General features: G+C 54.5%; 22 protein-coding genes. 11 read left to right on the top strand and 11 right to left on the bottom strand.

Annotation, left to right across the window (positions count from 1 at the left end):
• Position 1 precedes the first annotated feature (1 nt).
• The 6 genes from rlpA (at position 2) to lipA (ending at position 5,983) form a co-directional block, all read left to right on the top strand.
• Positions 2-1,108, top strand: a complete 1,107-nt coding sequence (gene rlpA, locus ACQG2Q_RS06555; RefSeq protein ID WP_063849591.1) for an endolytic peptidoglycan transglycosylase RlpA — start codon at positions 2-4, stop codon at positions 1,106-1,108.
• A gap of 139 nt (positions 1,109-1,247) precedes the next feature.
• Positions 1,248-2,459 (top strand): D-alanyl-D-alanine carboxypeptidase DacA, encoded by a 1,212-nt coding sequence (dacA, locus tag ACQG2Q_RS06550; protein ID WP_003858714.1) that lies wholly within the window; start codon positions 1,248-1,250, stop codon positions 2,457-2,459.
• Positions 2,460-2,566: 107 nt separating this feature from the next.
• Positions 2,567-2,830: a DUF493 family protein YbeD gene (gene ybeD, locus ACQG2Q_RS06545; RefSeq protein ID WP_003858718.1), complete on the top strand. Its 264-nt coding sequence runs from the start codon at positions 2,567-2,569 to the stop codon at positions 2,828-2,830.
• Positions 2,831-2,924: 94 nt separating this feature from the next.
• Positions 2,925-3,566: a lipoyl(octanoyl) transferase LipB gene (gene lipB / locus ACQG2Q_RS06540; RefSeq protein WP_023299587.1), complete on the top strand. Its 642-nt coding sequence runs from the start codon at positions 2,925-2,927 to the stop codon at positions 3,564-3,566.
• Positions 3,567-3,857: 291 nt separating this feature from the next.
• The gene (locus ACQG2Q_RS06535) at positions 3,858-4,811 is read left to right on the top strand and encodes a YbeF family transcriptional regulator (protein ID WP_022647425.1); all 954 of its coding nucleotides are present in this window, start codon (positions 3,858-3,860) and stop codon (positions 4,809-4,811) included.
• Between the two features lie 206 nt (positions 4,812-5,017).
• Positions 5,018-5,983 carry a lipoyl synthase gene (lipA, locus tag ACQG2Q_RS06530; protein WP_006809637.1) on the top strand — a complete coding sequence of 322 codons (966 nt, stop codon included), beginning with the start codon at positions 5,018-5,020 and terminating at the stop codon, positions 5,981-5,983.
• An 80-nt stretch (positions 5,984-6,063) separates the two neighbouring features.
• Here the strand turns inward: lipA and tatE are convergent, their stop codons facing one another.
• Both tatE and ACQG2Q_RS06520 read right to left on the bottom strand, forming a co-directional pair.
• Positions 6,064-6,267 (bottom strand): twin-arginine translocase subunit TatE, encoded by a 204-nt coding sequence (gene tatE, locus ACQG2Q_RS06525; protein WP_022647424.1) that lies wholly within the window; start codon positions 6,265-6,267, stop codon positions 6,064-6,066.
• A gap of 128 nt (positions 6,268-6,395) precedes the next feature.
• Positions 6,396-7,184, bottom strand: a complete 789-nt coding sequence (locus tag ACQG2Q_RS06520) for a deaminated glutathione amidase (protein ID WP_022647423.1) — start codon at positions 7,182-7,184, stop codon at positions 6,396-6,398.
• A gap of 67 nt (positions 7,185-7,251) precedes the next feature.
• Between ACQG2Q_RS06520 and crcB the strand changes: the two genes are divergently transcribed.
• Complete coding sequence (crcB, locus tag ACQG2Q_RS06515; protein WP_017382474.1) at positions 7,252-7,635, top strand: fluoride efflux transporter CrcB; 384 nt, start codon at positions 7,252-7,254, stop codon at positions 7,633-7,635.
• A gap of 219 nt (positions 7,636-7,854) precedes the next feature.
• Here the strand turns inward: crcB and cspE are convergent, their stop codons facing one another.
• The 7 genes from cspE to ACQG2Q_RS06480 form a co-directional block, all read right to left on the bottom strand.
• Positions 7,855-8,064 carry a transcription antiterminator/RNA stability regulator CspE gene (cspE, locus tag ACQG2Q_RS06510; RefSeq protein ID WP_002439184.1) on the bottom strand — a complete coding sequence of 70 codons (210 nt, stop codon included), beginning with the start codon at positions 8,062-8,064 and terminating at the stop codon, positions 7,855-7,857.
• Positions 8,065-8,254: 190 nt separating this feature from the next.
• On the bottom strand, positions 8,255-8,830 hold the full coding sequence (pagP, locus tag ACQG2Q_RS06505; RefSeq protein ID WP_063849589.1) for a lipid IV(A) palmitoyltransferase PagP: 576 nt from the start codon (positions 8,828-8,830) through the stop codon (positions 8,255-8,257).
• A 161-nt stretch (positions 8,831-8,991) separates the two neighbouring features.
• On the bottom strand, positions 8,992-12,108 hold the full coding sequence (locus ACQG2Q_RS06500; RefSeq protein ID WP_063849587.1) for an efflux RND transporter permease subunit: 3,117 nt from the start codon (positions 12,106-12,108) through the stop codon (positions 8,992-8,994).
• Positions 12,105-13,304 (bottom strand): efflux RND transporter periplasmic adaptor subunit, encoded by a 1,200-nt coding sequence (locus ACQG2Q_RS06495; protein ID WP_063849585.1) that lies wholly within the window; start codon positions 13,302-13,304, stop codon positions 12,105-12,107. The genes ACQG2Q_RS06500 and ACQG2Q_RS06495 overlap by 4 nt, the downstream gene beginning before the upstream one ends.
• Positions 13,301-14,557, bottom strand: a complete 1,257-nt coding sequence (locus ACQG2Q_RS06490) for a TolC family protein (protein ID WP_022647419.1) — start codon at positions 14,555-14,557, stop codon at positions 13,301-13,303. Before ACQG2Q_RS06490 ends, ACQG2Q_RS06495 begins: the two co-directional genes overlap by 4 nt.
• Positions 14,558-14,568: 11 nt before the next feature.
• The gene (locus ACQG2Q_RS06485) at positions 14,569-14,862 is read right to left on the bottom strand and encodes a copper-binding protein (RefSeq protein WP_046618907.1); all 294 of its coding nucleotides are present in this window, start codon (positions 14,860-14,862) and stop codon (positions 14,569-14,571) included.
• A 53-nt stretch (positions 14,863-14,915) separates the two neighbouring features.
• Positions 14,916-15,317: a hypothetical protein gene (locus tag ACQG2Q_RS06480; protein ID WP_038415669.1), complete on the bottom strand. Its 402-nt coding sequence runs from the start codon at positions 15,315-15,317 to the stop codon at positions 14,916-14,918.
• Between the two features lie 342 nt (positions 15,318-15,659).
• On the opposite strand from ACQG2Q_RS06480, the gene dcuC reads away from it, so the two are divergent.
• Both dcuC and rna read left to right on the top strand, forming a co-directional pair.
• Positions 15,660-17,027: an anaerobic C4-dicarboxylate transporter DcuC gene (gene dcuC / locus ACQG2Q_RS06475; protein WP_063849581.1), complete on the top strand. Its 1,368-nt coding sequence runs from the start codon at positions 15,660-15,662 to the stop codon at positions 17,025-17,027.
• A gap of 94 nt (positions 17,028-17,121) precedes the next feature.
• Positions 17,122-17,931, top strand: a complete 810-nt coding sequence (gene rna / locus ACQG2Q_RS06470) for a ribonuclease I (protein WP_063849579.1) — start codon at positions 17,122-17,124, stop codon at positions 17,929-17,931.
• On the opposite strand, the gene ACQG2Q_RS06465 is transcribed toward rna, so the two are convergent.
• A complete protein-coding gene (locus tag ACQG2Q_RS06465; protein ID WP_023299579.1) occupies positions 17,925-18,551 on the bottom strand; it encodes a flavin reductase family protein in 627 nt (208 codons plus the stop codon). The genes rna and ACQG2Q_RS06465 overlap by 7 nt on opposite strands.
• A gap of 262 nt (positions 18,552-18,813) precedes the next feature.
• Here ACQG2Q_RS06465 and rnk point away from each other — a divergent pair, with 262 nt between their 5' ends.
• Complete coding sequence (gene rnk / locus ACQG2Q_RS06460) at positions 18,814-19,224, top strand: nucleoside diphosphate kinase regulator (protein ID WP_022647414.1); 411 nt, start codon at positions 18,814-18,816, stop codon at positions 19,222-19,224.
• A 139-nt stretch (positions 19,225-19,363) separates the two neighbouring features.
• Here the strand turns inward: rnk and ACQG2Q_RS06455 are convergent, their stop codons facing one another.
• On the bottom strand, positions 19,364-20,602 hold the full coding sequence (locus ACQG2Q_RS06455; protein ID WP_426759091.1) for a zinc-dependent alcohol dehydrogenase: 1,239 nt from the start codon (positions 20,600-20,602) through the stop codon (positions 19,364-19,366).
• A gap of 181 nt (positions 20,603-20,783) precedes the next feature.
• Between ACQG2Q_RS06455 and uspG the strand changes: the two genes are divergently transcribed.
• Positions 20,784-21,212, top strand: a complete 429-nt coding sequence (uspG, locus tag ACQG2Q_RS06450; RefSeq protein ID WP_006809652.1) for a universal stress protein UspG — start codon at positions 20,784-20,786, stop codon at positions 21,210-21,212.
• Positions 21,213-21,270: the final 58 nt, after the last annotated feature.

The following is a 21,270-nucleotide window of genomic DNA, read 5'->3' as shown; positions in this document are numbered from 1 at the left end:
AATGCGTAAGCAGTGGCTGGGGATCTGCATCGCAGCAAGTTTACTTGCCGCCTGTACAAGTGATGTTGGTCAGCAACAGGCAACCGTCGCGCCGCCGCAGCCTGCGGTCTGTAATGGCCCGATTGTTGAAATTAGCGGTGCCGATCCCGTTTATGAACCGCTGAACGCCAGCGTAAATCAGGATTATCAGCGCGACGGTAAAAGCTATAAAATCGTTCAGGATCCTTCCCGTTTCAGCCAGGCCGGCTTTGCTGCCATCTATGACGCTGAGCCAGGCAGCAATCTGACCGCGTCAGGTGAAACCTACGATCCGATGCAGATCACGGCGGCACACCCGACACTGCCTATTCCAAGCTATGCGCGCATCACTAACCTGGCGAATGGCCGGATGATCGTGGTACGTATCAACGATCGTGGCCCTTACGGCAACGATCGCGTGATCTCCCTGTCACGCGCGGCAGCCGACCGTCTGAATACCTCAAATAATACAAAAGTGCGTATCGACCCGATTATCGTGGCGCAGGATGGTTCGCTGTCTGGCCCGGGCACGGCCTGTACCACGGTCGCGAAACAGACCTACGCCCTGCCCGCACGCCCGGATCTAAGCGGTGGTATGGGGGGCGCTTCAATGCCAGCAGAGCCCGCGCAGCCGCAGGGTGAAGTGCACGCCATCAGCAACGATACGCTACAAAGTGAAGATGCTACAGGCGCCCCGGTGAAAAGCAGTGGTTTCCTTGGTGCACCCACCACGTTAGCGCCGGGCGTGATTGAATCAAATGAACCTGCCCCAGCGCCTGCGCCCGTTGTTGCTGCACCCGCTGCACAACCCGCCCCGGTGACCGCACCGGCTGCTACGCAGACTGCGGCGCCTGCGACGGCGAGCGGCAGCTACGTGGTTCAGGTTGGCGCCGTCAGCGATCGGGCCCGTGCAGAGCAGTATCAGCAGCGTTTAAGCCAGCAGTTTGGCGTGCCAGGCCGCGTTGAGCAAAACGGTGCGGTATGGCGTATCCAGATGGGTCCGTTTGCCAGCAAATCGCAGGCAGCGTCCCTGCAACAGCGTTTGCAGAGCGAGGCGCAGCTCCAGTCGTTTATCGCTGTTGCGAAGTAATTAATCGGTGGTATCCGAAATGTCAGTTTGTGTAAACCACGTTAACACTCTCATGATGAAAGTCGGATGCCTGCCCGTATAGCATTTGCTATAGTAAGGCACTTTTTTTAATTCCATCACGGATGTCGTAGTTCTGACCATGAAGACCACTTTTTCTGCTCGTTTTGTGCAGCGCATGGCGCTGACCACGGCCCTTTGCGCTGCTGCGTTCTCCGCAGCTCACGCGGATGACCTGAACATCAAGACCATGATCCCTGGCGTTCCGCAGATCGACGCGGAATCCTACATCCTGATTGATTACAACTCCGGCAAAGTTCTGGCAGAACAGAACGCCGATGCCCGCCGCGACCCGGCCAGCCTGACCAAAATGATGACCAGCTATGTTATCGGCCAGGCCATGAAAGCGGGTAAATTTAAAGAAACCGATCTGGTGACTATCGGTAACGATGCGTGGGCAACCGGCAACCCGGTGTTCAAAGGTTCATCGCTGATGTTCCTGAAACCAGGCATGCAGGTTCCGGTCTCTCAGCTTATCCGTGGCATCAACTTGCAGTCCGGTAACGACGCCTGCGTGGCAATGGCCGATTTTGCAGCGGGCAGCCAGGACGCGTTTGTGGGCCTGATGAACAGCTACGTCTCTGCGCTGGGCCTGAAAAACAGCCACTTCCAGACCGTTCACGGCCTGGACGCCGAAGGTCAGTACAGCTCCGCGCGTGACATGGCGCTGATCGGTCAGGCGCTGATCCGCGACGTGCCAAACGAGTACTCTATCTATAAAGAGAAAGAGTTCACCTTCAACGGCATTCGTCAGACCAACCGTAACGGCCTGCTGTGGGACAATAGCCTGAACGTCGACGGCATCAAAACTGGTCACACCGACAAAGCCGGCTATAACCTGGTGGCTTCTGCCACTGAAGGCCAGATGCGTCTGATCTCTGCCGTGATGGGAGGCCGCACGTTTAAAGGACGCGAAACGGAAAGTAAAAAACTGCTGACCTGGGGCTTCCGCTTCTTCGAAACCGTGAATCCGCTGAAAGCCGGTAAAGAATTTGCCTCTGAACCTGTCTGGTTTGGCGATAACGACCGTGCTTCCCTGGGTGTGGACAAAGATCTCTATCTGACGATCCCACGCGGTCGTATGAAAGATCTGAAAGCCAGCTACGTGCTGAATACCACCGAGCTGCACGCCCCGCTGCAAAAGAATCAGGTCGTGGGTACCATCAACTTCCAGCTGGATGGCAAAACCATCGATCAGCGCCCGCTGGTGGTGCTGGAGGAAATTCCTGAAGGCAATTTCTTCGGCAAAATCATTGATTACATTAAGCTGATGTTCCATCACTGGTTTGGTTAAAAATTGAACACTTGAAAGTGTGATTTTGATCCCCATATACTACGTATCAGTAAAACTCCCGCCCCGTGGCGGGAGTTATTATTTTTTATACACACGCCGGAGCTGACATGAAAACCAAACTTAACGAACTGCTTGAATTCCCTACCCCTTTTACTTACAAAGTAATGGGTCTGGCGAAACCTGAGCTGGTTGATCAGGTGGTTGAAGTGGTACAGCGCCATGCGCCGGGCGACTACTCTCCATCAGTCAAACCGAGCAGCAAAGGTAACTACCACTCGGTCTCAATCACCATCACTGCGACACACATTGAGCAGGTTGAGACGCTGTACGAAGAGCTCGGCAATATTGAAATTGTTCGTATGGTGCTGTAGTCCTTCTGCGGTTACCCGGTTTGCCGGGTAACCCACTTCCCCGCTGTGATATACTCCCCGTTACCTATTCTCCCTTGTCTTCGGAGACATCCTTTTGTACCAGGATAAAATTCTTGTCCGCCATCTTGGGCTACAGCCTTACGAGCCTGTCTCTCAGGCTATGCATGACTTTACCGACAGGCGCGATGACACCACGCCTGATGAAATCTGGCTGGTTGAACACCTGCCGGTGTTCACTCAAGGCCAGGCAGGAAAAGCCGAACATTTATTGATGACGGGCGATATCCCGGTGATCCAGAGCGATCGCGGTGGACAGGTGACCTACCACGGCCCAGGCCAGCAGGTGATGTATGTTCTGCTTAACCTGAAACGCAGAAAGCTGGGCGTGCGTGAGCTCGTGACCTTACTGGAGCAAACCGTGGTCAATACGCTGGCTGAGTACGATATTGACGCTCACCCTCGCGCCGATGCCCCGGGCGTTTATGTGGGAGAGATGAAGATCTGTTCGCTGGGGCTGCGTATCCGAAAAGGCTGCTCGTTCCACGGGCTGGCGCTGAATATCAATATGGATTTGGCCCCCTTCCAGCGCATCAACCCATGTGGGTATGCCGGTATGGAAATGACGCAAATGCGCCAGTGGGTCGATACCGCCACGCCTGACAATATCCGGCCCGTGCTTCTGAAGAACTTTTTAGCACTGCTTAACAATCCCACCTACGAATATATTGCTGCTTAACTTACCTTGGGCAGTGGCTCAATTATTTGACCAGCCACTGCTTAATTACCGCATTTACGCTTTACAATAAACCGCATATTCTATATTTTCGAGTCGCCCATATATTAGCGTCACATATTAATTAGAACCTTAATAGAACCATCACCGGGTTTCGTGTAACGTGCGTGACAATCACCCAACTGCTTGTTTTCGATAAATAATGGAAACTTACTAAACACTTTACGAATCTCTGCAAGCATAATAAATAAATTCAACTATCATTCATATTGTGAATGGATACGGAGTAAGAGCGTGGAGCCTACTAATTTACCAGCCAAACGCCTGAATGAAACCAGCGGCGAAGATAAGCCGCAAATTTTTCGGACTTTACGTAATATTGATCTCAATTTATTGACTATTTTTGAGGCGGTATATGTCCATAAAGGTATCGTTAATGCTGCGAAAATTCTTAATCTCACGCCCTCTGCTATTAGCCAGTCAATTCAAAAATTGCGCGCGATATTTCCCGATCCGTTATTTATTCGTAAAGGCCAGGGCGTAACCCCAACCGCGTACGCCACCCATCTGCATGAGTACATCAGCCAGGGTCTGGAATCAATACTGGGCGCGCTGGATCTCACCGGCAGTTATGATAAGCAACGAACTATCACCATAGGCACCTCTCCCTCAGTGGGCGTTCTGGTCATGCCGGCCATCTATCAGGCGGTGAAACAGCATGCGCCACAGTTGCTTATTCGCAACGTGCCCGTCACCGATCCGGAAACACAGCTGGCGCAATTCCAGACGGACCTTATCATCGACGGCAATAGCTTTACGGCCAGAGCGTTAGGGCATAACGTACTTTATACCGACACTCTGGCGCTCGTTTGTCGTCAGGCTCACCCTGCGTTGAGCGCACCTTTGACGCCAGAAAATTTGCGCCATTACGAACATGCGACATTTATGTCCGAAGGACAGGGTCAGGATCCTCTGCGACAACGTATTGACGAACTGTTCCCGGACCGTCCGATCAGCTTTAGCAGTTACAATATGTTTACCCTCGCGGCCCTGATTGGCAGCAGCGACTTGCTCTGTATCATGCCTGTGCGTCTCTTCACTTTGCTTCAAAAGTGCTGGCCACTGGAGAGCATTCCATTAAGTCAACTTACGACGGAATCTATTGAAATCTCACTGCATTACAACAAGCTAAGCCTGCGCGATCCGGTGCTGGAAAACGTCATCAATGTGATCCGCCAGACTTTTTGATCCGCCTTTCAGCGTAAGGCCCTGCCGCATGCGGGGCAAAAGGCACAAAACAACAACTATTTTACAAATTGGCGACCTGGCAGGCTGCTTTACCGCCCCTTTAAATGTTATACTGCCTGTCGTTCGTTCAAAAATAGTTGATAATTACAACATTCCCTTGAATTGAAACGCTTTCCTTCGATATTCGCAACTGGAACACGCACGCTATGAGTAAACCCATTGTGATGGAACGCGGTGTTAAATACCGCGATGCCGATAAAATGGCCCTTATCCCGGTTAAAAACGTGGCTACAGAGCGCGAGGCGCTGTTAAGAAAACCGGAATGGATGAAAATTAAACTTCCGGCTGACTCTTCGCGTATTCAGGGGATCAAAGCGGCGATGCGCAAAAATGGCCTCCACTCTGTCTGTGAAGAGGCCTCCTGCCCTAACCTTGCTGAATGTTTCAATCACGGTACCGCGACGTTTATGATTCTGGGTGCCATCTGCACCCGCCGCTGTCCGTTCTGTGACGTTGCCCATGGCCGTCCTGTTGCGCCTGACGCTAACGAACCGCAAAAACTGGCGCAGACCATTGCCGATATGGCGCTGCGTTATGTTGTTATCACCTCCGTTGACCGTGACGATCTGCGCGATGGCGGTGCTCAGCATTTCGCTGACTGCATTACCGCCATCCGCGAAAAAAGCCCGAACATTAAGATTGAGACGCTGGTGCCGGACTTCCGTGGCCGTATGGACCGCGCGCTCGATATCCTGACCGCGACGCCACCAGACGTGTTCAACCACAACCTGGAGAACGTACCGCGTATCTACCGTCAGGTGCGTCCAGGTGCAGATTACAACTGGTCGCTGAAGCTGCTGGAGCGCTTTAAAGAAGCCCATCCGCATATTCCTACCAAGTCTGGCCTGATGGTGGGACTGGGTGAAACCAACGCTGAGATCATTGAAGTGATGCGCGATCTGCGTCGCCACGGCGTCACCATGCTGACGCTGGGCCAGTACCTACAGCCAAGCCGTCACCACCTGCCTGTACAGCGTTACGTGAGTCCGGATGAGTTCGATGAAATGAAAGCCGAAGCGATGGCGATGGGCTTTACCCACGCTGCGTGCGGTCCGTTTGTTCGCTCCTCTTATCACGCCGATATGCAGGCGAAGGGCGAAGAAGTGAAATAAAGCTGTAAACCTTATTTACAGTAAAACAAAAAACCGGCCTCGTGAGCCGGTTTTTTTATGCAAGCCTTGCAGCATTGCCATTACTCTTTGTGTGAAAGCTTCTGTGCTGCGATGTCATCTTCGGCACTTTTCTTCGCTGCCGCGTCGTCATCGTTCATTGCTTTCTTAAAGCCTTTAATGGCAGCACCCAGGTCTCCACCCAGCGTGCGTAACTTCTTGGTACCGAACAGCAGGACGACCAGTGCGGCAACCACCAGCAGTTTGGTAATACTAATCTCACCCATAAATACCTTCTTTACATGAAACAGGCTGCATTAAGCGCCAAAGAAACCTGAACGTATTAACGGTCATCAGGCGCGCGCACACAATAGCAATCTGTAACAAGGTGAATCAAGCATTGTTGAAAAAAACATCATATTAATTGCGGTGGCGCAAACCTGCGGTTGCGCAGAACAGGTAATTGCTGACGCGCAAGCGTTATTCGTGCTGACGTTATCTCCGTCAGCAGTAAAGCAGGCGCTTCCGCCGCCGCGGCTACGGTCACTCCCAGCGGATCGACAACCCTGCTCTGCCCGATATTTTTATTGCCACATTCACCCGCAGCCACTACATAGCAGGTGGTGTCCAGCGCGCGTGCGGCCAGTAGCGTTACCCAGTGATGCTCCTTAAGCGGTCCTCTGACCCACGCGGCGGGCAGAACCAGCACCTCGGCCCCCTGTAGTGCCAGGTTCAGCGCCAGCTCCGGAAAACGGATATCGTAGCAGGTCATCAGGCCAACCTTAAAACCCTCCACCTCAATCAGCGGCGGAATTACACTCCCCGGATCGACCAGTCGCGACTCCTGGACGCTGAACGCATCATACAGATGAAGTTTGGCGTAGCTTGCGACAATAGCGCCTTCACGTATCGCCACCAGCGTGTTCACCGCCCGCCCCGGCGTGGAGGGAACATGGATAGTCAAAATGGTGGTGAGCGCGTTACCGACGCTTTCGGCCAGCAGTCGTTTCAGAAACGCCCCTTCCAGCATTTGCGCAGACTTTACCGACAGGTCCGGATCGCCATCATCGCGCGCCAGTAACGCTTCAGGAAGCACCAGCAGCGCCGCCCCTTTTTGCTTCGCCTGGTTCATCAGGGAGATGCACTTGTCCGCGTTTTCATTCCAGTCCGGCGTCACCGCAAACTGCCCTACTGCAACATACATAATTGTCTCCCGGTTAAAAACAGCGTTACACTCGACGCACTTACACAGCAAATAGCAGGTATTGACAGTGTTACAACTACTTATAGCCGTTTTTATTGGTGGGGGCACGGGTAGCGTTGCGCGCTGGCTCTTAAGCATGCGGTTTAACCCGCTGCATCAGGCCATTCCGATGGGGACACTGGCGGCAAACCTGATCGGGGCATTTATCATCGGGATGGGGCTGGCGTGGTTTAATCGCATGACCAACATCGACCCTATGTGGAAGGTACTGATTACAACCGGTTTCTGCGGCGGTTTAACGACGTTTTCTACCTTCTCTGCGGAGGTGGTGTTTCTGTTTCAGGAAGGCCGGATGGGCTGGGCGCTGACGAACATTGCCGTTAACATGCTTGGCTCGTTTGCGATGACTGCGATCGCATTCTGGTTATTTTCCTCCGCCAGCGGACATTAAGCGCGACAACCTTAATGTTGGCTTAATTTTTCTCTGTCATTCTTGGCTCAATATTGAACGAGGGTGATAGCATGAGAGAGAATCTGTCAGGCGTGGGTATGGTATTGCTAAGCGTCGCGATCGTCGCCAGCTTTCTGAAGATCTATCTTTTTGGTTGATTCATAACGAAAAAAACCCGCTCATTGAGCGGGTTTTGAAATTCTTGCTGACGCGTCTGAATTACAGAGCGATTACGTTAGCAGCAGAAGGGCCTTTGGCACCGTTAGTGATTTCGAACTCTACGCGCTGACCTTCAGCCAGAGTTTTGAAACCATTAGACTGGATTGCAGAGAAGTGTACGAACACGTCTTTGCTGCCATCTTCAGGAGTAATGAAACCGAATCCTTTGGACTCATTAAACCACTTAACGTTACCTTTAATCTTAGACATCAAAATTACCTTTACATTAAAAAACGACACAAATGCTGTGTCGGGTATCAGTACAACAATTGTGAGGCGTTTTGTCCAGCGGATCTTTGATAAAAAGTGACAAAAGTCGCGTTAATTTTCGCTGTCCGATTTTTATCCTTTACATTTCAATGTCTGTGCGTTTTTTGGCCGATTTACCAGACAAATTCAGTTAAAACTGAAACCGCATCCAGGCAAAGTAAACGTTACCGTTGTTATACGTACCCGGTATGTAGGTCATCTGAAACGTTGCCGGACCATAGCCGATGGAGGCAAGCGGCAACAGTACCGGAACAGGAATGTATTTCCAGTTATCACGCGCCGTGAACCCTGCCGTATAGCCCAGCCCCAGACGGAAGTTGTCGTCTGATAACGGACGCCAGGTTTTTTCCCAGCCGTAGCCACCTATAGGCTCCCATTTATTGTAGGAGTCCTTAAACGCCATCAGGTACAGGCCATGCCAGTTACCTTTTTCATCCCAGCGAGACTGACCGAAACCAGCCCCCCACGGACGCTCGTTATAACGGTCTGTTTTTTCTTTATCGTAGGCAAAACGTGCATGCCACGTAATGGCCGGAATATAGAGATCGTAATGTTCAGGTTCGTTCCATGTTTGCTCGACGTTATCCGTGAAGGTGGTGAACCAGCTTTTATCCGCTGTATTGCTCTGTGCATTAACAGCAAAGGCAAATGATAACTGCGCAATAATAAACAATAAAATCAGGGGGAATTTAATTCGTACAATCACAATGCCATTACCATATTTAGTATTCGGTGCAGACCTTAGCACAGAATACTTGAATGAACGCTTAACAGCATGGGTGTTATTCCTAATTACCATCCCGTTCCTGAGAATAGTCTGACGATACATAAACTGCATGCCTGAATAAGCACATGCAGTTGACATTTTTAACGTTGATGTAACAATTTGTAGAGTGCGGGAATAACTAACATCGACAATAACGGTGCAGTAACCATGCCACCAATCATCGGTGCAGCAATACGTTGCATCACCTCCGAGCCACTCCCATTGCCCCACATGATGGGCAGCAGTCCCGCCATAATCGTGGCGACCGTCATCACCTTCGGACGCACGCGCAGCACGGCACCTTCGTGGATCGCCCGCAATAGCACCGTATTTCCCCCTTCTGGCTCAAGCCTGTGATATTTATCAAGCGCATGATTCAAATATAGAACCATAATTACGCCGAATTCTGCTGCCACCCCGGAAAGGGCGATAAAGCCAACGGCCCCCGCCACAGACAAATTATATTCAAGCAGCCATAATAACCACACCCCACCAATAAGCGCGAAAGGCAATGTCCCCATTATTATCAGGACATTTGATATCCGCCTGAAGGTTAACCATAAAAGGATGAATATAATCATCAGCGTGACAGGTAAGACTATTTTAAGCGTCGCGGTCGCCCGTTCCAGATATTCAAACTGCCCGGACCAGGAGAGAGATACGCCCTGCGGCAATACCACCTTCTCCTCCACCCGTTTTTGCATTTCATCTACGGCGGACTTCAGATCGCGCCCGCGTAAGTCCACGTAGATCCAGCTGGAAAGGCGCGCGTTTTCACTTTTTAGCATCGGTGGGCCTTCCGTCACGACGATATCGGCCAGTTCCCCCAGCGCCACCTGGCTACCGCTGGCGGTTACTACCGGCAACACCCGCAACGTGTCGACGTTATCACGCAAATCGCGGGGATAACGCAGGTTGATGGGGTACCGCTCGCGTCCCTGGATCACCTCACCAATGTTATCGCCCCCTACCAGCGTGGAGACCAGGCTTTGCAGTTCATCGACGGAAACGCCGTAGCGCGCGGCTTTTTGCCGGTCGATACGAATATCCACGTAGCGCCCGCCTTCCAGTCGCTCCGCCAGCGCCGAGGAGACGCCAGGAACGTCCTTCACCACCTGCTCAATCTGCCGGGCCACGCGCTCAATGTCGGCAATATTATTGCCGTTCACCTTAATGCCGACCGGGCTTTTGATCCCGGTTGCCAGCATGTCCAGACGGTTACGGACAGGGGGCACCCACACATTGGCAATGCCCGGCAGCGACACGGTTTTATCGAGCTCCTCCACCAGCTTTTGCGGCGTCATTCCAGGCCGCCACTGCTCGCGGGGCTTAAAGTGGATAGTTGTTTCCAGCATGGTTAATGGCGCGGGATCGGTTGCCGACTCCGCCCGACCAGCTTTGCCAAACACGCTCGCCACCTCCGGTACGCTTTTGATCAAGCGGTCCGTCTGCTGAAGCAGCCGCGATGCCTCGCGAGCAGAGATCCCCGGCAGCGTGGAGGGCATATAGAGTAAATCCCCTTCCTCCAGCGGCGGCATAAACTCACTCCCCAGGCGGCTCAGCGGCCAGAGCGTGGCGATCAGCAGCAGACATGCCAGTGCCAGGGTCGTTTTCGGGAAGGTCAGTACCTTATCAAGCAACGGCTCATACAGGCGGATCAGGAGGCGGTTTATTGGGTTTGCCTTCTCATCCGGGATTTTCCCGCGAATAAAGAAGCCCATTAGCACCGGTACAAGGGTGATCCCAAGCCCGGCGGCCACGGCCATCGACCAGGTTTTGGTGAACGCCAGCGGCGAGAACATTCGCCCCTCCTGCGCTTCCAGCGAAAATACCGGTATAAATGACAGCGTGATGATTAACAGGCTGCAAAACAGCGCCGGTCCCACTTCAACCGCCGCCTTTTCCGCCAGACGCCAGTACTCTCCCGACGCAGGCTCCTTGCCCGGATTATCATGCCGCCACTGCTCCAGCACCTTGTGCATGTTTTCAATCATGACAATTGCCGCATCCACCATCGCTCCGATGGCAATGGCGATCCCGCCGAGCGACATCATATTCGCGTTAATGCCCTGATAGTGCATCACCACAAAAGCCCCGAGGATCCCCAGCGGCAGAGAAACCATCGCCACCAGCGCGGAACGCAGGTGGAACAGGAACAGCGCGCACACCAGTATCACCACGGCAAACTCTTCGAGCAGCTTGTGCGTCAGCGTTTTGACCGACTCCTCAATCAGCGTGGAGCGATCGTAGACCGGAACAATCTCGACGCCCTGAGGCAGCGTTTTTTGCAGCTCGCTCAGTTTCGCTTTTACCGCGCGAAGGGTTTCCAGCGCGTTCTGCCCGTAGCGCATCACGATTACGCCGCCGGCAACCTCCCCTTCACCGTTAAGCTCCGCCACGCCCCGGCGGATCTCCGGGCCAATGCCAATGGTGGCGACATCTTTCAGCAGGACAGGTACGCCATCGCGGGTGGCGATCACCACATTGCGAAAATCCTCCAGCGAGCGCAAATAGCCCGTTGTCCGCACCATATACTCCGCTTCGCCCATCTCCAGCAGGGCGCCGCCGCTCTCTTTATTGGCGGCCTGCACCGCGCCGGATAGCTGGCTGTGGGTAATATTCAGCGCGCGCATTTTCGCCGGGTCCGCCACGATCTGATACTGACGCACCATTCCGCCAATGCTTGCCACTTCAGATACATTCGGTACCGTCTTAAGCTCGAACTTAAGCGTCCAGTCCTGAAGGGCCCGCAGATCTGCCAGGCTGTGTTTTCCACTACGGTCGATCAGCGCATATTCGTAGATCCAGCCCACGCCCGTCGCATCCGGCCCCAGCGACACCTTCACGCCCGGCGGAAACTGCGCCTGTACCTGGCTTAAATATTCCAGCACCCGGGATCGCGCCCAGTAGAGATCGGTGCCATCCTCAAACAGCACATACACATAAGCGTCACCAAACATTGAAAAACCGCGCACGGTTTTGGCGCCCGGCACAGACAACATGGAGGTTGTCAGCGGCCAGGTCACCTGATCTTCAATCACCTGCGGCGCTTTCCCGGCGTAACTCGCTTTGATAATGACCTGCACATCAGACAGATCGGGCAACGCGTCCAGCGGCGCGCGCTGCACCGCCCACCAGCCCCAGCTGGCCATCATCAGCGCGGCCAGGATCACCAGCAGGCGGTTACGCAACGAGGCGCGAATCACAGCGGCAATCATGGCGTCACCTCCGGCATCACGCTACGCAGGCTGGCTTCGGAATCAATCAGGAATTGCCCGGACGTCACCACCTTATCGCCCTCTTTGACCCCGGACAGGATCGCCGTCCAGCCCTGCGCCGTCAGGCCGGTTTTCACCGTCACAGGCTGGAAATAACCGTCCCCGGTAGCCAGCAGCAGACGCGCAGACTCTCCGCTGTTAATTACCGCTTCTTCCGGCACCGCCAGCACCGGCGGGCCTTTCAGCTCTTCCGCACGGCTGACGGAGAGGTACATGCCCGGCTTCAGCTTATGTGCGGAATTTTCCAGCACGATACGGGCTTTCAGGGTTCGCGTGGCCGCCTCCATCTGCGGCAGCAATTCGCTGACCGTGCCGTGGAACTGCTCCCCCGGCCAGCTTTCTGAGGTTGCTACCACCTTGCTGCCCACCGCCAGAGACTGCGCCTGCGTTTGCGGGTAGTCGACCACCAGCCAGACCGGATCGAGGCTGGCGATCTCAAACAGCGGCGCCGTTGCGGTGATTTGCGCCCCTTCCCGCACGTCCAGCTTCACCACATAGCCCGCCCGGTCGGTGCGCAGAATGAGCGTGGTCTGCGGCTTACCGCTACGCTCCAGCAAACGAATGACCTCTTCTGGCATAAACTGCAACGCCAGCCGCTCGCGTGCGGCGCGGGTCAATGCGGCATCGCCAAGCTGACGAACCGCGAGATACTCCTGCTGGGCGGCGGTCCACTGCGGGATCCACAGTTGCGCCAGCGCCTCTCCGGCTTTTACCTGCTGCTGCGGCGCATTAACAAACAATTTTGACACCACGCCATTGGCCGGGGCTGACAACACCGAGACGTTACGTTCATCCGTTGCAACCGTGGCAAAGGCCGAGAACGGCGAAACCAGCTGGCGCATCTCAACGTTGGCGGTTTTCATCCCCAGGTTTTGCTGCTGTTGAGTGCTGATGGCCACGCCTGACGCCGTCTGCGCTTCATCGGCGTAGCGTGGGACCAGATCCATATCCATAAAGGGGGATTTACCCGGCTTATCGAAGCGCTGACCGGGCACCATGGGGTCGTACCAGTAAAGCACCTTGCGTTCTGAGGGTTGTGAAGCCGCATCCGGCTGATGCGTCTGCTTCTGTCCGACAAAATAGCCGCCAGCGACAGCTATCGCGATGGCAATCGCCATTAGCGTTGTTTTTTTCATTGCGCCAGCTCCTGCGGGATCAGCCAGTTCACGGCAGCCCAGGTTCGCGCCATTTCGCGCTCCGCCTGGTTCACCGCCAGTTCCGTATCCAGTACGCCACGACGCGCCTCCAGCAGGGCCGGAAGCGCCGACTGTCCAGAACGATATTGCGCCGTCAGCACCGCCAGCCGTTGACGCTGCAACGGTAGTACCTCGTCCCGCTGACGCTGCCACACCGTTTGCGCAGCCTGATACTGCGCCACCAGCGTTTGCACCTGGGCAATGTGTTCGCGTTTGAGCAGCGTCAGTTGATCCACCGCCTGCATTGAGCGGGAAACATCGGCGGCGTAATCCTTGTCCTGACGTTTTGACTGGAACAAAGGCAGATCCACGCTGAACATCACGCCAGCCATATCGTCATAGCCTTCGGCGCGGTGGGCGTAATAGACCTCCACATCCACATCGGGTATCGCTGCCACGGCAGATTGCGCTGAACGCGCTTTCGCGGTCTCTGCTTCACGTCGCGCGGCCTCCACTTCCGGGTGTCTGGCAATCCCCTCCTGCAACGTTTTTTCATCGGCAGGAAGGCGCTGATAGCGCGGCAGCGGACCGCGAACCGCCGTAATAGCGTGCCCTGTTAGCTCCAGCAGACGGCTTTGCGCCAGCTGCACATCCCGCTGCGCCAGCGTCTCTTTGTCGCGCATGGCGCTGAGGATCATTTGCAGGGCCAGTACGCTGTCCGGCGTTGCGCCTCCCGCCCCGACGCTCGCCTTCTGCACGCCCCGCTGGCGTTCCGTTTCACGGACCAGCGTTCTGGCCGTTTTCAGCGCCTGCTGTGCCAGCGCCAGATCCAGCCAGGCCTGGGCGGTATCACGCTGAAGCGCGGCACGTACGGCCTCGGATTTTGCCAGCACGCTTCGCGCCTGCGCCTGAAAAGTCTGTGCTTTACGTTCCCGCTTCTCCGAGCTGACGTAGCTTTGCATGATGCCAACCTTCTGCATGGTCATCCCTTCGCGCGTAAGCCGCCGATCGTTGCTGCCCTGTACCGGCACGTTTTCAATACCGAATTTCAGTTTTGGATCAGGTAATTGCGTGGCGGAATCCGCCATCGCATCCAGCGCCTGCGCTTCGTTACGGCTGGCGGAGAGTTCTGCCGAGTAGCGCTGGGCTTCGGTCAGGGTGTGTTCGAGCGTCCACGGCTCCGCCTGCGCGGCGGAGGTTAACAGGCCGAACAACACCCCACCGAGCCACAGACTCAGTGTGTGTTGTTTCATGGTGACCTCGCTTAGCGCGCTGGCGTCAGCGAGATAATCTGGAAACCGTCACCCGCACGCTCAAGCGTGAAGGTCACCTCATCCCCCGGTTTGGCGCCATTCAGCGTGGCACCCGAAGATAAAGTAAACGGCATGGTCATCGCTGGCCATTTTAGTTCCGGTATGGCCTCGTGACGGAGCATGACGGCATTGTCAGAGATCGACTGAACCACGCCGCGGCCCTGCCAGGTCTGGTTTGCCTGAACGGTATAAGAAGCGAAAGAGATGGACGCGCCAACCAGCGCGGAAAGGAATAGGGTACGCATGATAAAACTCCTGTTAAACGTTAAGTAAATAAAATCAACGAATTAACAGGTTTTCACTCCCGAAACCGGCAATAGCGGATCGTTGCCGGCGGCCCCACAGCAGGAGGGGTAACAGACCACGCAGAATGGCTTGCAGATGAACACTCTGGCGTCGTTAAGGTCAGCGTCATGGCGGCAGGCAGCGCCACCAGATGCGGCTGGGCAGGTTCTTTTTGTACCTGATCCGGCACACAATGTTTTTCACACAGCGGTGAAGCACCGGCAGCATAATGCAGCCCCGGTCCCGCCATCATATCCATATGCTGGATGGTGGCCACCTCACCGCGCAAATCCATTGAACATTGATGGGAGGCGACGGCCACCTGACTCTGGATTAACAGCCAGCCAAATGCCAGCAAAAACATCAGCAGATGTTTTTTGATAAAGCGCAGGCGATACGTCCAGCTGGCGTGCATATTCAGATCGTCGGATAGGGTAAAAGTGAACCGAGTATAAGCAGGCAAAAGAATGAAAGAGAAGTAGTTTTAAAGAGATTTACGTTTTTAAATCGATTGTCGGCAAGTAATACTCAAAACCTTAACACTTCACCATCAATTTAATGACATATAATATCTATCCATCAGGTCAATAACGTCTTAATATAAATGACGCAGGGTTAGCAAAAATATCGTCATCATTGCCTTTAGTAGTCTCTTTCTTGATTTTAATCAGCAAGGACTGGCCATTTATTCGGCACATTTCAGGCTTCTTTTTTATTGATTATTTGTCTCTCGGGCAGCAAGGATACAGGGGAAATCATGCTTACTTTTCTCGAACTCCTCATTGGAGTCGTGGTCATTGTCGGTGTAGCACGCTACATCATTAAAGGTTACTCAGCCACCGGCGTGCTATTTGTCGGCGGCCTGACGCTGCTGATCATTAGCGCGCTAATGGGTCATCAGGTTTTACCCGCCAGCGAAGCCAGCACCGGATATACCGCTACCGATATTGTGGAATATATAAAAATTCTGCTGATGAGCCGCGGCGGCGACCTGGGCATGATGATCATGATGCTCTGCGGATTTGCTGCCTATATGACCCATATCGGTGCGAATGATATGGTGGTGAAGCTGGCTTCTAAGCCGCTGCAATATATTAACTCCCCCTATCTGCTGATGGTCGCGGCTTATTTCCTGGCCTGTCTGATGTCATTAGCCGTTTCCTCAGCAACAGGCCTTGGCGTGCTGTTAATGGCGACGTTATTCCCGGTAATGGTTAACGTCGGGATCAGCCGTGGCGCAGCGGCGGCTATTTGCGCCTCTCCGGCGGCGATTATTCTCTCCCCTACTTCCGGTGACGTGGTGCTGGCCGCGAAAGCCGCGGAAATGTCGCTGATTGACTTCGCCTTCAAAACCACACTGCCAATCTCCATCACCGCTATTCTCGGCATGGGCGTGGCGCATTTCTTCTGGCAACGCTACCTCGATAAGAAAGAGAACGTCAGCCCTGAGATGATGGACGTCAGTGAAATCACCACTACCGCCCCGGCGTTTTATTCCATCCTGCCCTTCACGCCGATTATTGGCGTGCTTATTTTTGACGGCAAATGGGGCCCTCAGCTGCACATCATCACTATCCTGGTGATCTGTATGCTGCTGGCGGCCATCCTGGAATTTGTTCGTGGCTTTAATACCCAGAAGGTGTTCACGGGTCTTGAAGTCGCCTTCCGCGGTATGGCGGATGCCTTCGCGGGCGTAGTGATGCTGCTGGTTGCCGCAGGGGTGTTTGCTCAGGGGCTGAGCACAATCGGCTTTATCCAGAGCCTGATCTCTATCGCCACCTCGTTCGGCTCGGCCAGCATTATCCTGATGCTGGTGCTGGTGGTACTGACCATGCTGGCGGCGATGACTACCGGCTCCGGTAACGCGCCGTTCTATGCGTTTGTTGAGATGATCCCTAAGCTGGCACACTCCTCCGGCATCAACCCGGCTTACCTGTCCATTCCGATGCTCCAGGCCTCCAACCTGGGTCGTACCATTTCTCCGGTATCGGGCGTGGTGGTTGCGGTTGCAGGGATGGCAAAAATCTCTCCGTTTGAAGTGGTAAAACGCACGTCAGTGCCGGTGCTGGTTGGCCTGATTATCGTTATTATCGCCACCGAAGTGCTGGTTCCCGGCGCTGCCTAAGCGAAATTCCTGCTTTCCAAAAAGCGCCTGCGGGCGCTTTTTGTGCTTTAATAACCTCCAGAAATTAATCGCGCCCAACCAATCAGGAAAGCAAATGTTCAGGAAGGATATCGTTATCCCGTCTGGCGCAGTAGCGCTTGCACTCTGTGTCTTCTCAATTCAGGCAGATCCGCTTAAGCCAACCCAGTATGGCGATTTCGATCGCTACGTTCTGGCTCTTTCCTGGCAAACGGGATTTTGCCAGAGTATGGTCGAACGCAACCGTGACGAACCGGAAGAGTGTCGCCTGCAAAAAGAGAGCAGCAACAAAACCGATTTTCTGACCGTCCACGGCTTATGGCCAGCGCTGCCGAAATCTATTGCCGCTCGCGGAGTGGATGAACGCCGCTGGATGCGCTTCGGCTGTGCCACTCGTCCGGTTCCGAATATGCCGGAAGCAAAAGCCAGCCGCAAATGTGACGCCGCAGAGACCGGACTATCGCTAACGGGCGCGGCGAAGCTGAACAGCGTGATGCCCGGCGCGGGCGGCAACTCCTGCCTTGAACGTTATGAATACGCGAAACACGGCGTCTGCTTTGGTTTTGATCCCGACGCTTACTTCGGCACCATGGTGCGCATGAACCAGGAAGTGAAAAATAGTGCGGTTGGGGAATTTCTGGCGGAAAACTATGGCAAGACCGTCCGCCGTAGCGATTTTGATGCAGCCGTGGCCAAAAGCTGGGGGAAACAGAACGTAAAAGCGTTCAAGCTTACCTGCCATGGCAATCCGGCTTATCTGACCGAGATTCAGATCTCGCTAAAATCCAGCACCATTAACAACTCGCTCTCAGCCAGCACCTTTGCGCCACAGCCGCATCCGGGCAACTGCGGCAAACAGTTTGTTATCGATAAAGCTGGTTACTGATTGTTCCTGCGCGCATCCGGGCGTACCAGATCGAAGCGATGGCTGTCGCTGATGCCGTAGTAGGCGGACGGTCCACCCGCACGCAGAATGGGCTGCGCTTTCGCGGTCTGGTAAATCCCCTCTTCCAGCAAACTCTCAGCGATATGGACGCCCACCACTTCGCCGAGCACCAGCCAGGTATCAATCGGTGTCCCATCCGCGCCGGTCAACTGAATGCACTGTGACAATCGACACTCGAAATTCACCGGGCTTTCCGCCACGCGCGGCGAGCTCACAAGCTGGCTGGCTACGGGCGTCAGGCCGGCAAAGGTAAATTCATCCTCGCCATGAGGGAGTGTGGCGGAGGTTTCATTCATCGCCTCAGCCAGATCGCGCGTTGCGAGGTTCCAGACAAACTCTTCCGTTTCGGTAATATTCCGCACGCTATCCTTCCAGCCGTTGCTGGAAAAACCAATGATCGGTGGGCGATAGTTAAAGCAGTTAAAGAAGCTGTACGGGGCAAGGTTCAGTTGACCGGCCTTATCACAGGATGAAATCCAGCCAATCGGACGTGGACCGATAATGGCGTTCAGCGGGTCGTGCGGCAGGCCGTGCCCCTGAGACGGTTGGTAAAAGTACATATCGCTCTCTCTACGCTGGGGCTGCAACGCGCATTGCCCGGTTTAAGTTTTACCAGCGTAACGAAATTTCCGTTCAGCGTGAATCGGGATGCCGGGTTTATTGCCAAAAATTCATATGGCGCACGAATGTGACCTTCATCACTTCAAACTTAGGGTTTCAGACAGTATCATCAGATAAGTTAAACCCTCGCTGCCAGACGGCGAGGGTTTTCTTTTGGATTGGTTTCTGCGTTACACGCAGCATTAACGACATGGAGTAAAAATGTCCAGACCTACGATTATCATAAACGAACTCGACGCAGAACGTATTGACCGACTGTTGGAGAAACCAGAATTCGCCTCGCTGCCGGTTGCCGATGCGCTGAACGAAGAGCTAGACCGGGCGCAAATGTGTACGCCTGAGACCATGCCGCATGATGTGGTCACCATGAACAGCCAGGTGAAGTTCCGCAACCTGACCACCGGGGAGGAACTCACCCGTACGCTGGTCTATCCGGCGCAGATGACCGACAGCAGCATGCAGCTTTCGGTGCTGGCACCCGTGGGCGCTGCGCTGCTTGGACTGCGCACGGGCGATACTATCCACTGGGAACTCCCGGGCGGCGCCTCAGCCCATCTGGAAGTGCTTGAGCTGCTCTACCAGCCCGAAGCCGCTGGCGATTACCTGCGTTAATCCCTTCTGAACAAGCGACCCCGCTTTGCACAGAGGATGCACCTGCATCCTCTTTCCGCAAATTCACCCGATTGTGTTATATCGGACAAAAACCGCTTAATCCATGTTTACTCTGTCGTAGTGCCGTGGGGACGAAACCTCACACAACGCCGCCGGGGAAGGCATTCACCAGTCCCTTCACTTTCTGCTGCGCAGCCTCCGGGGTGTCCGCGCCAGGCACCAGGATCACCTTGCGGCACTCCTCCTCCCGTTTTTCGAAGATCTTATAGGCGCGCTCCGCATCAGCCAGCGGAAGATAGTGGGTCACAATATCTTCCGGTGTAAGCAACCCTTTTTCGATAAGCGGCAGCAGCTCTCCCAGCCAGGCGTGGACGTGCGTCTGCCCCATCTTAAAGCTCAGCCCTTTATCGAAGGCATCGCCAAACAGGAAGCCATGGATGAAACCGGCGTACACGCCCGGCACGCTGACCACGCCGCCGCGTCGCACCGCAGCAATGCACTGGCGCAGGGCTTTGCCGCTGCTGCCTTCAATTTTCAGGTTACTGAGGATCGTTTCCGTCGTGCTGCCTTTGGCCTCAAACCCGACGGCATCAATCACCGCATCCACCCCGCGCTGCCCGGCCGTTTGCTCAATGATTTTCTCCGCCGCGTCGTTATCGTCATCAAAGTTAATCGGGATCGCGCCGTAGCGCTCCTGGGCAAACCGCAGTCGATAGGGATGATGGTCAACCACAAAAATCTGCTCTGCGCCGAGAAGCCGCGCGCAGGCAATGGTCAGCAACCCCACCGGCCCGGCCCCGAATACGGCGACGCTGGAGCCTTTCTGGATCTGCGCATTTTTCGCCGCCTGCCAGGCGGTAGGCAGAATATCTGACAGGAAAAGCGCTTTGTCGTCTGACAGCAGCTGAGGCACTTTAAACGGCCCCACGTTGCCTTTCGGGACGCGCGCATACTCCGCCTGTCCGCCCGGCACGCCGCCGTAAAGATGGCTGTAGCCAAACAGCGCGGCAGGGGCGGGAATTTGCTTTTTGTTCAGCGCCGCGCCCTGCCCGCGGTTCGTGTTTTCGCAGGCCGCGTACTGTTGCATCTGGCAAAAGAAGCAGTCACCGCAGGCAATCACAAATGGGATCACCACCCGGTCACCTTTCTGCACGTTTTTCACTTCGCTCCCGCACTCCACCACCTCGCCCATAAATTCATGACCAAAGATATCGCCGTGCTGGACCTTGGGAATTTTTCCGCGATAAAGATGCAAATCAGAACCACAGATCGCCGTGGCCGTTACGCGCAGGATGATATCGTCAGGCTGTTCGATGCCCGGATCGGGGACATTATCGACCCGAACATGATGTGGACCGTGATAGGTGAGAGCTTTCATGCAACCTCCGAAAGGGTGTGGGTAAGCTTATAAAAGGGTAGCTACCTCTCGGGATCTGCCCCGGAATCCGGCTGTTTTGAGATTTATCCTGGCGAGATAAAAAAGTGCTGTCGGGATTACAGAAACCTTTTATATTTTGTGGTTGAATGATTTCAGCGTTTATAAACAAGGAGAAACGGTTATGTATCAAACAATCATTATGCCGGTTGATGTTTTCGAAATGGAACTGAGTGATAAGGCTGTACGTCACGCGGAATTTCTCGCGCAGCAGGACGGAGTTATTCATCTTCTGCATGTTTTACCGGGCTCTGCCAGCCTGAGCCTGCATCGTTTCGCTGCTGATGTGCGTCGTTTTGAAGAGCATTTACAGCATGAAGCCGAGACGCGCCTGCAAACCATGGTCGGGCACTTCAGCATCGATCCTTCCCGCATAAAAACCCACGTCCGGTTCGGTAGCGTGCGTGACGCCGTAAATGAGCTTGCCGGGGAATTAAATGCCGACGTGGTAGTGATTGGTTCGCGCAACCCGTCTATTACCACGCACCTGCTGGGGTCGAACGCCTCCAGCGTGATCCGCCACACCCACATTCCGGTGATGGTCGTCAGATAAAAAAAGAGGCCACCTTTTGGTGGCCTCTTGTATTGCAGGTGTCGTCTTGCTTTCTTTT

Source organism: Enterobacter cloacae complex sp. 370H10, from assembly GCF_050031535.1.
Taxonomy (GTDB): domain Bacteria; phylum Pseudomonadota; class Gammaproteobacteria; order Enterobacterales; family Enterobacteriaceae; genus Enterobacter; species Enterobacter intestinihominis.
The sequence above is the reverse complement of the archived record's forward strand: the minus strand, read 5'-3'. Positions and strand labels throughout refer to the sequence as shown.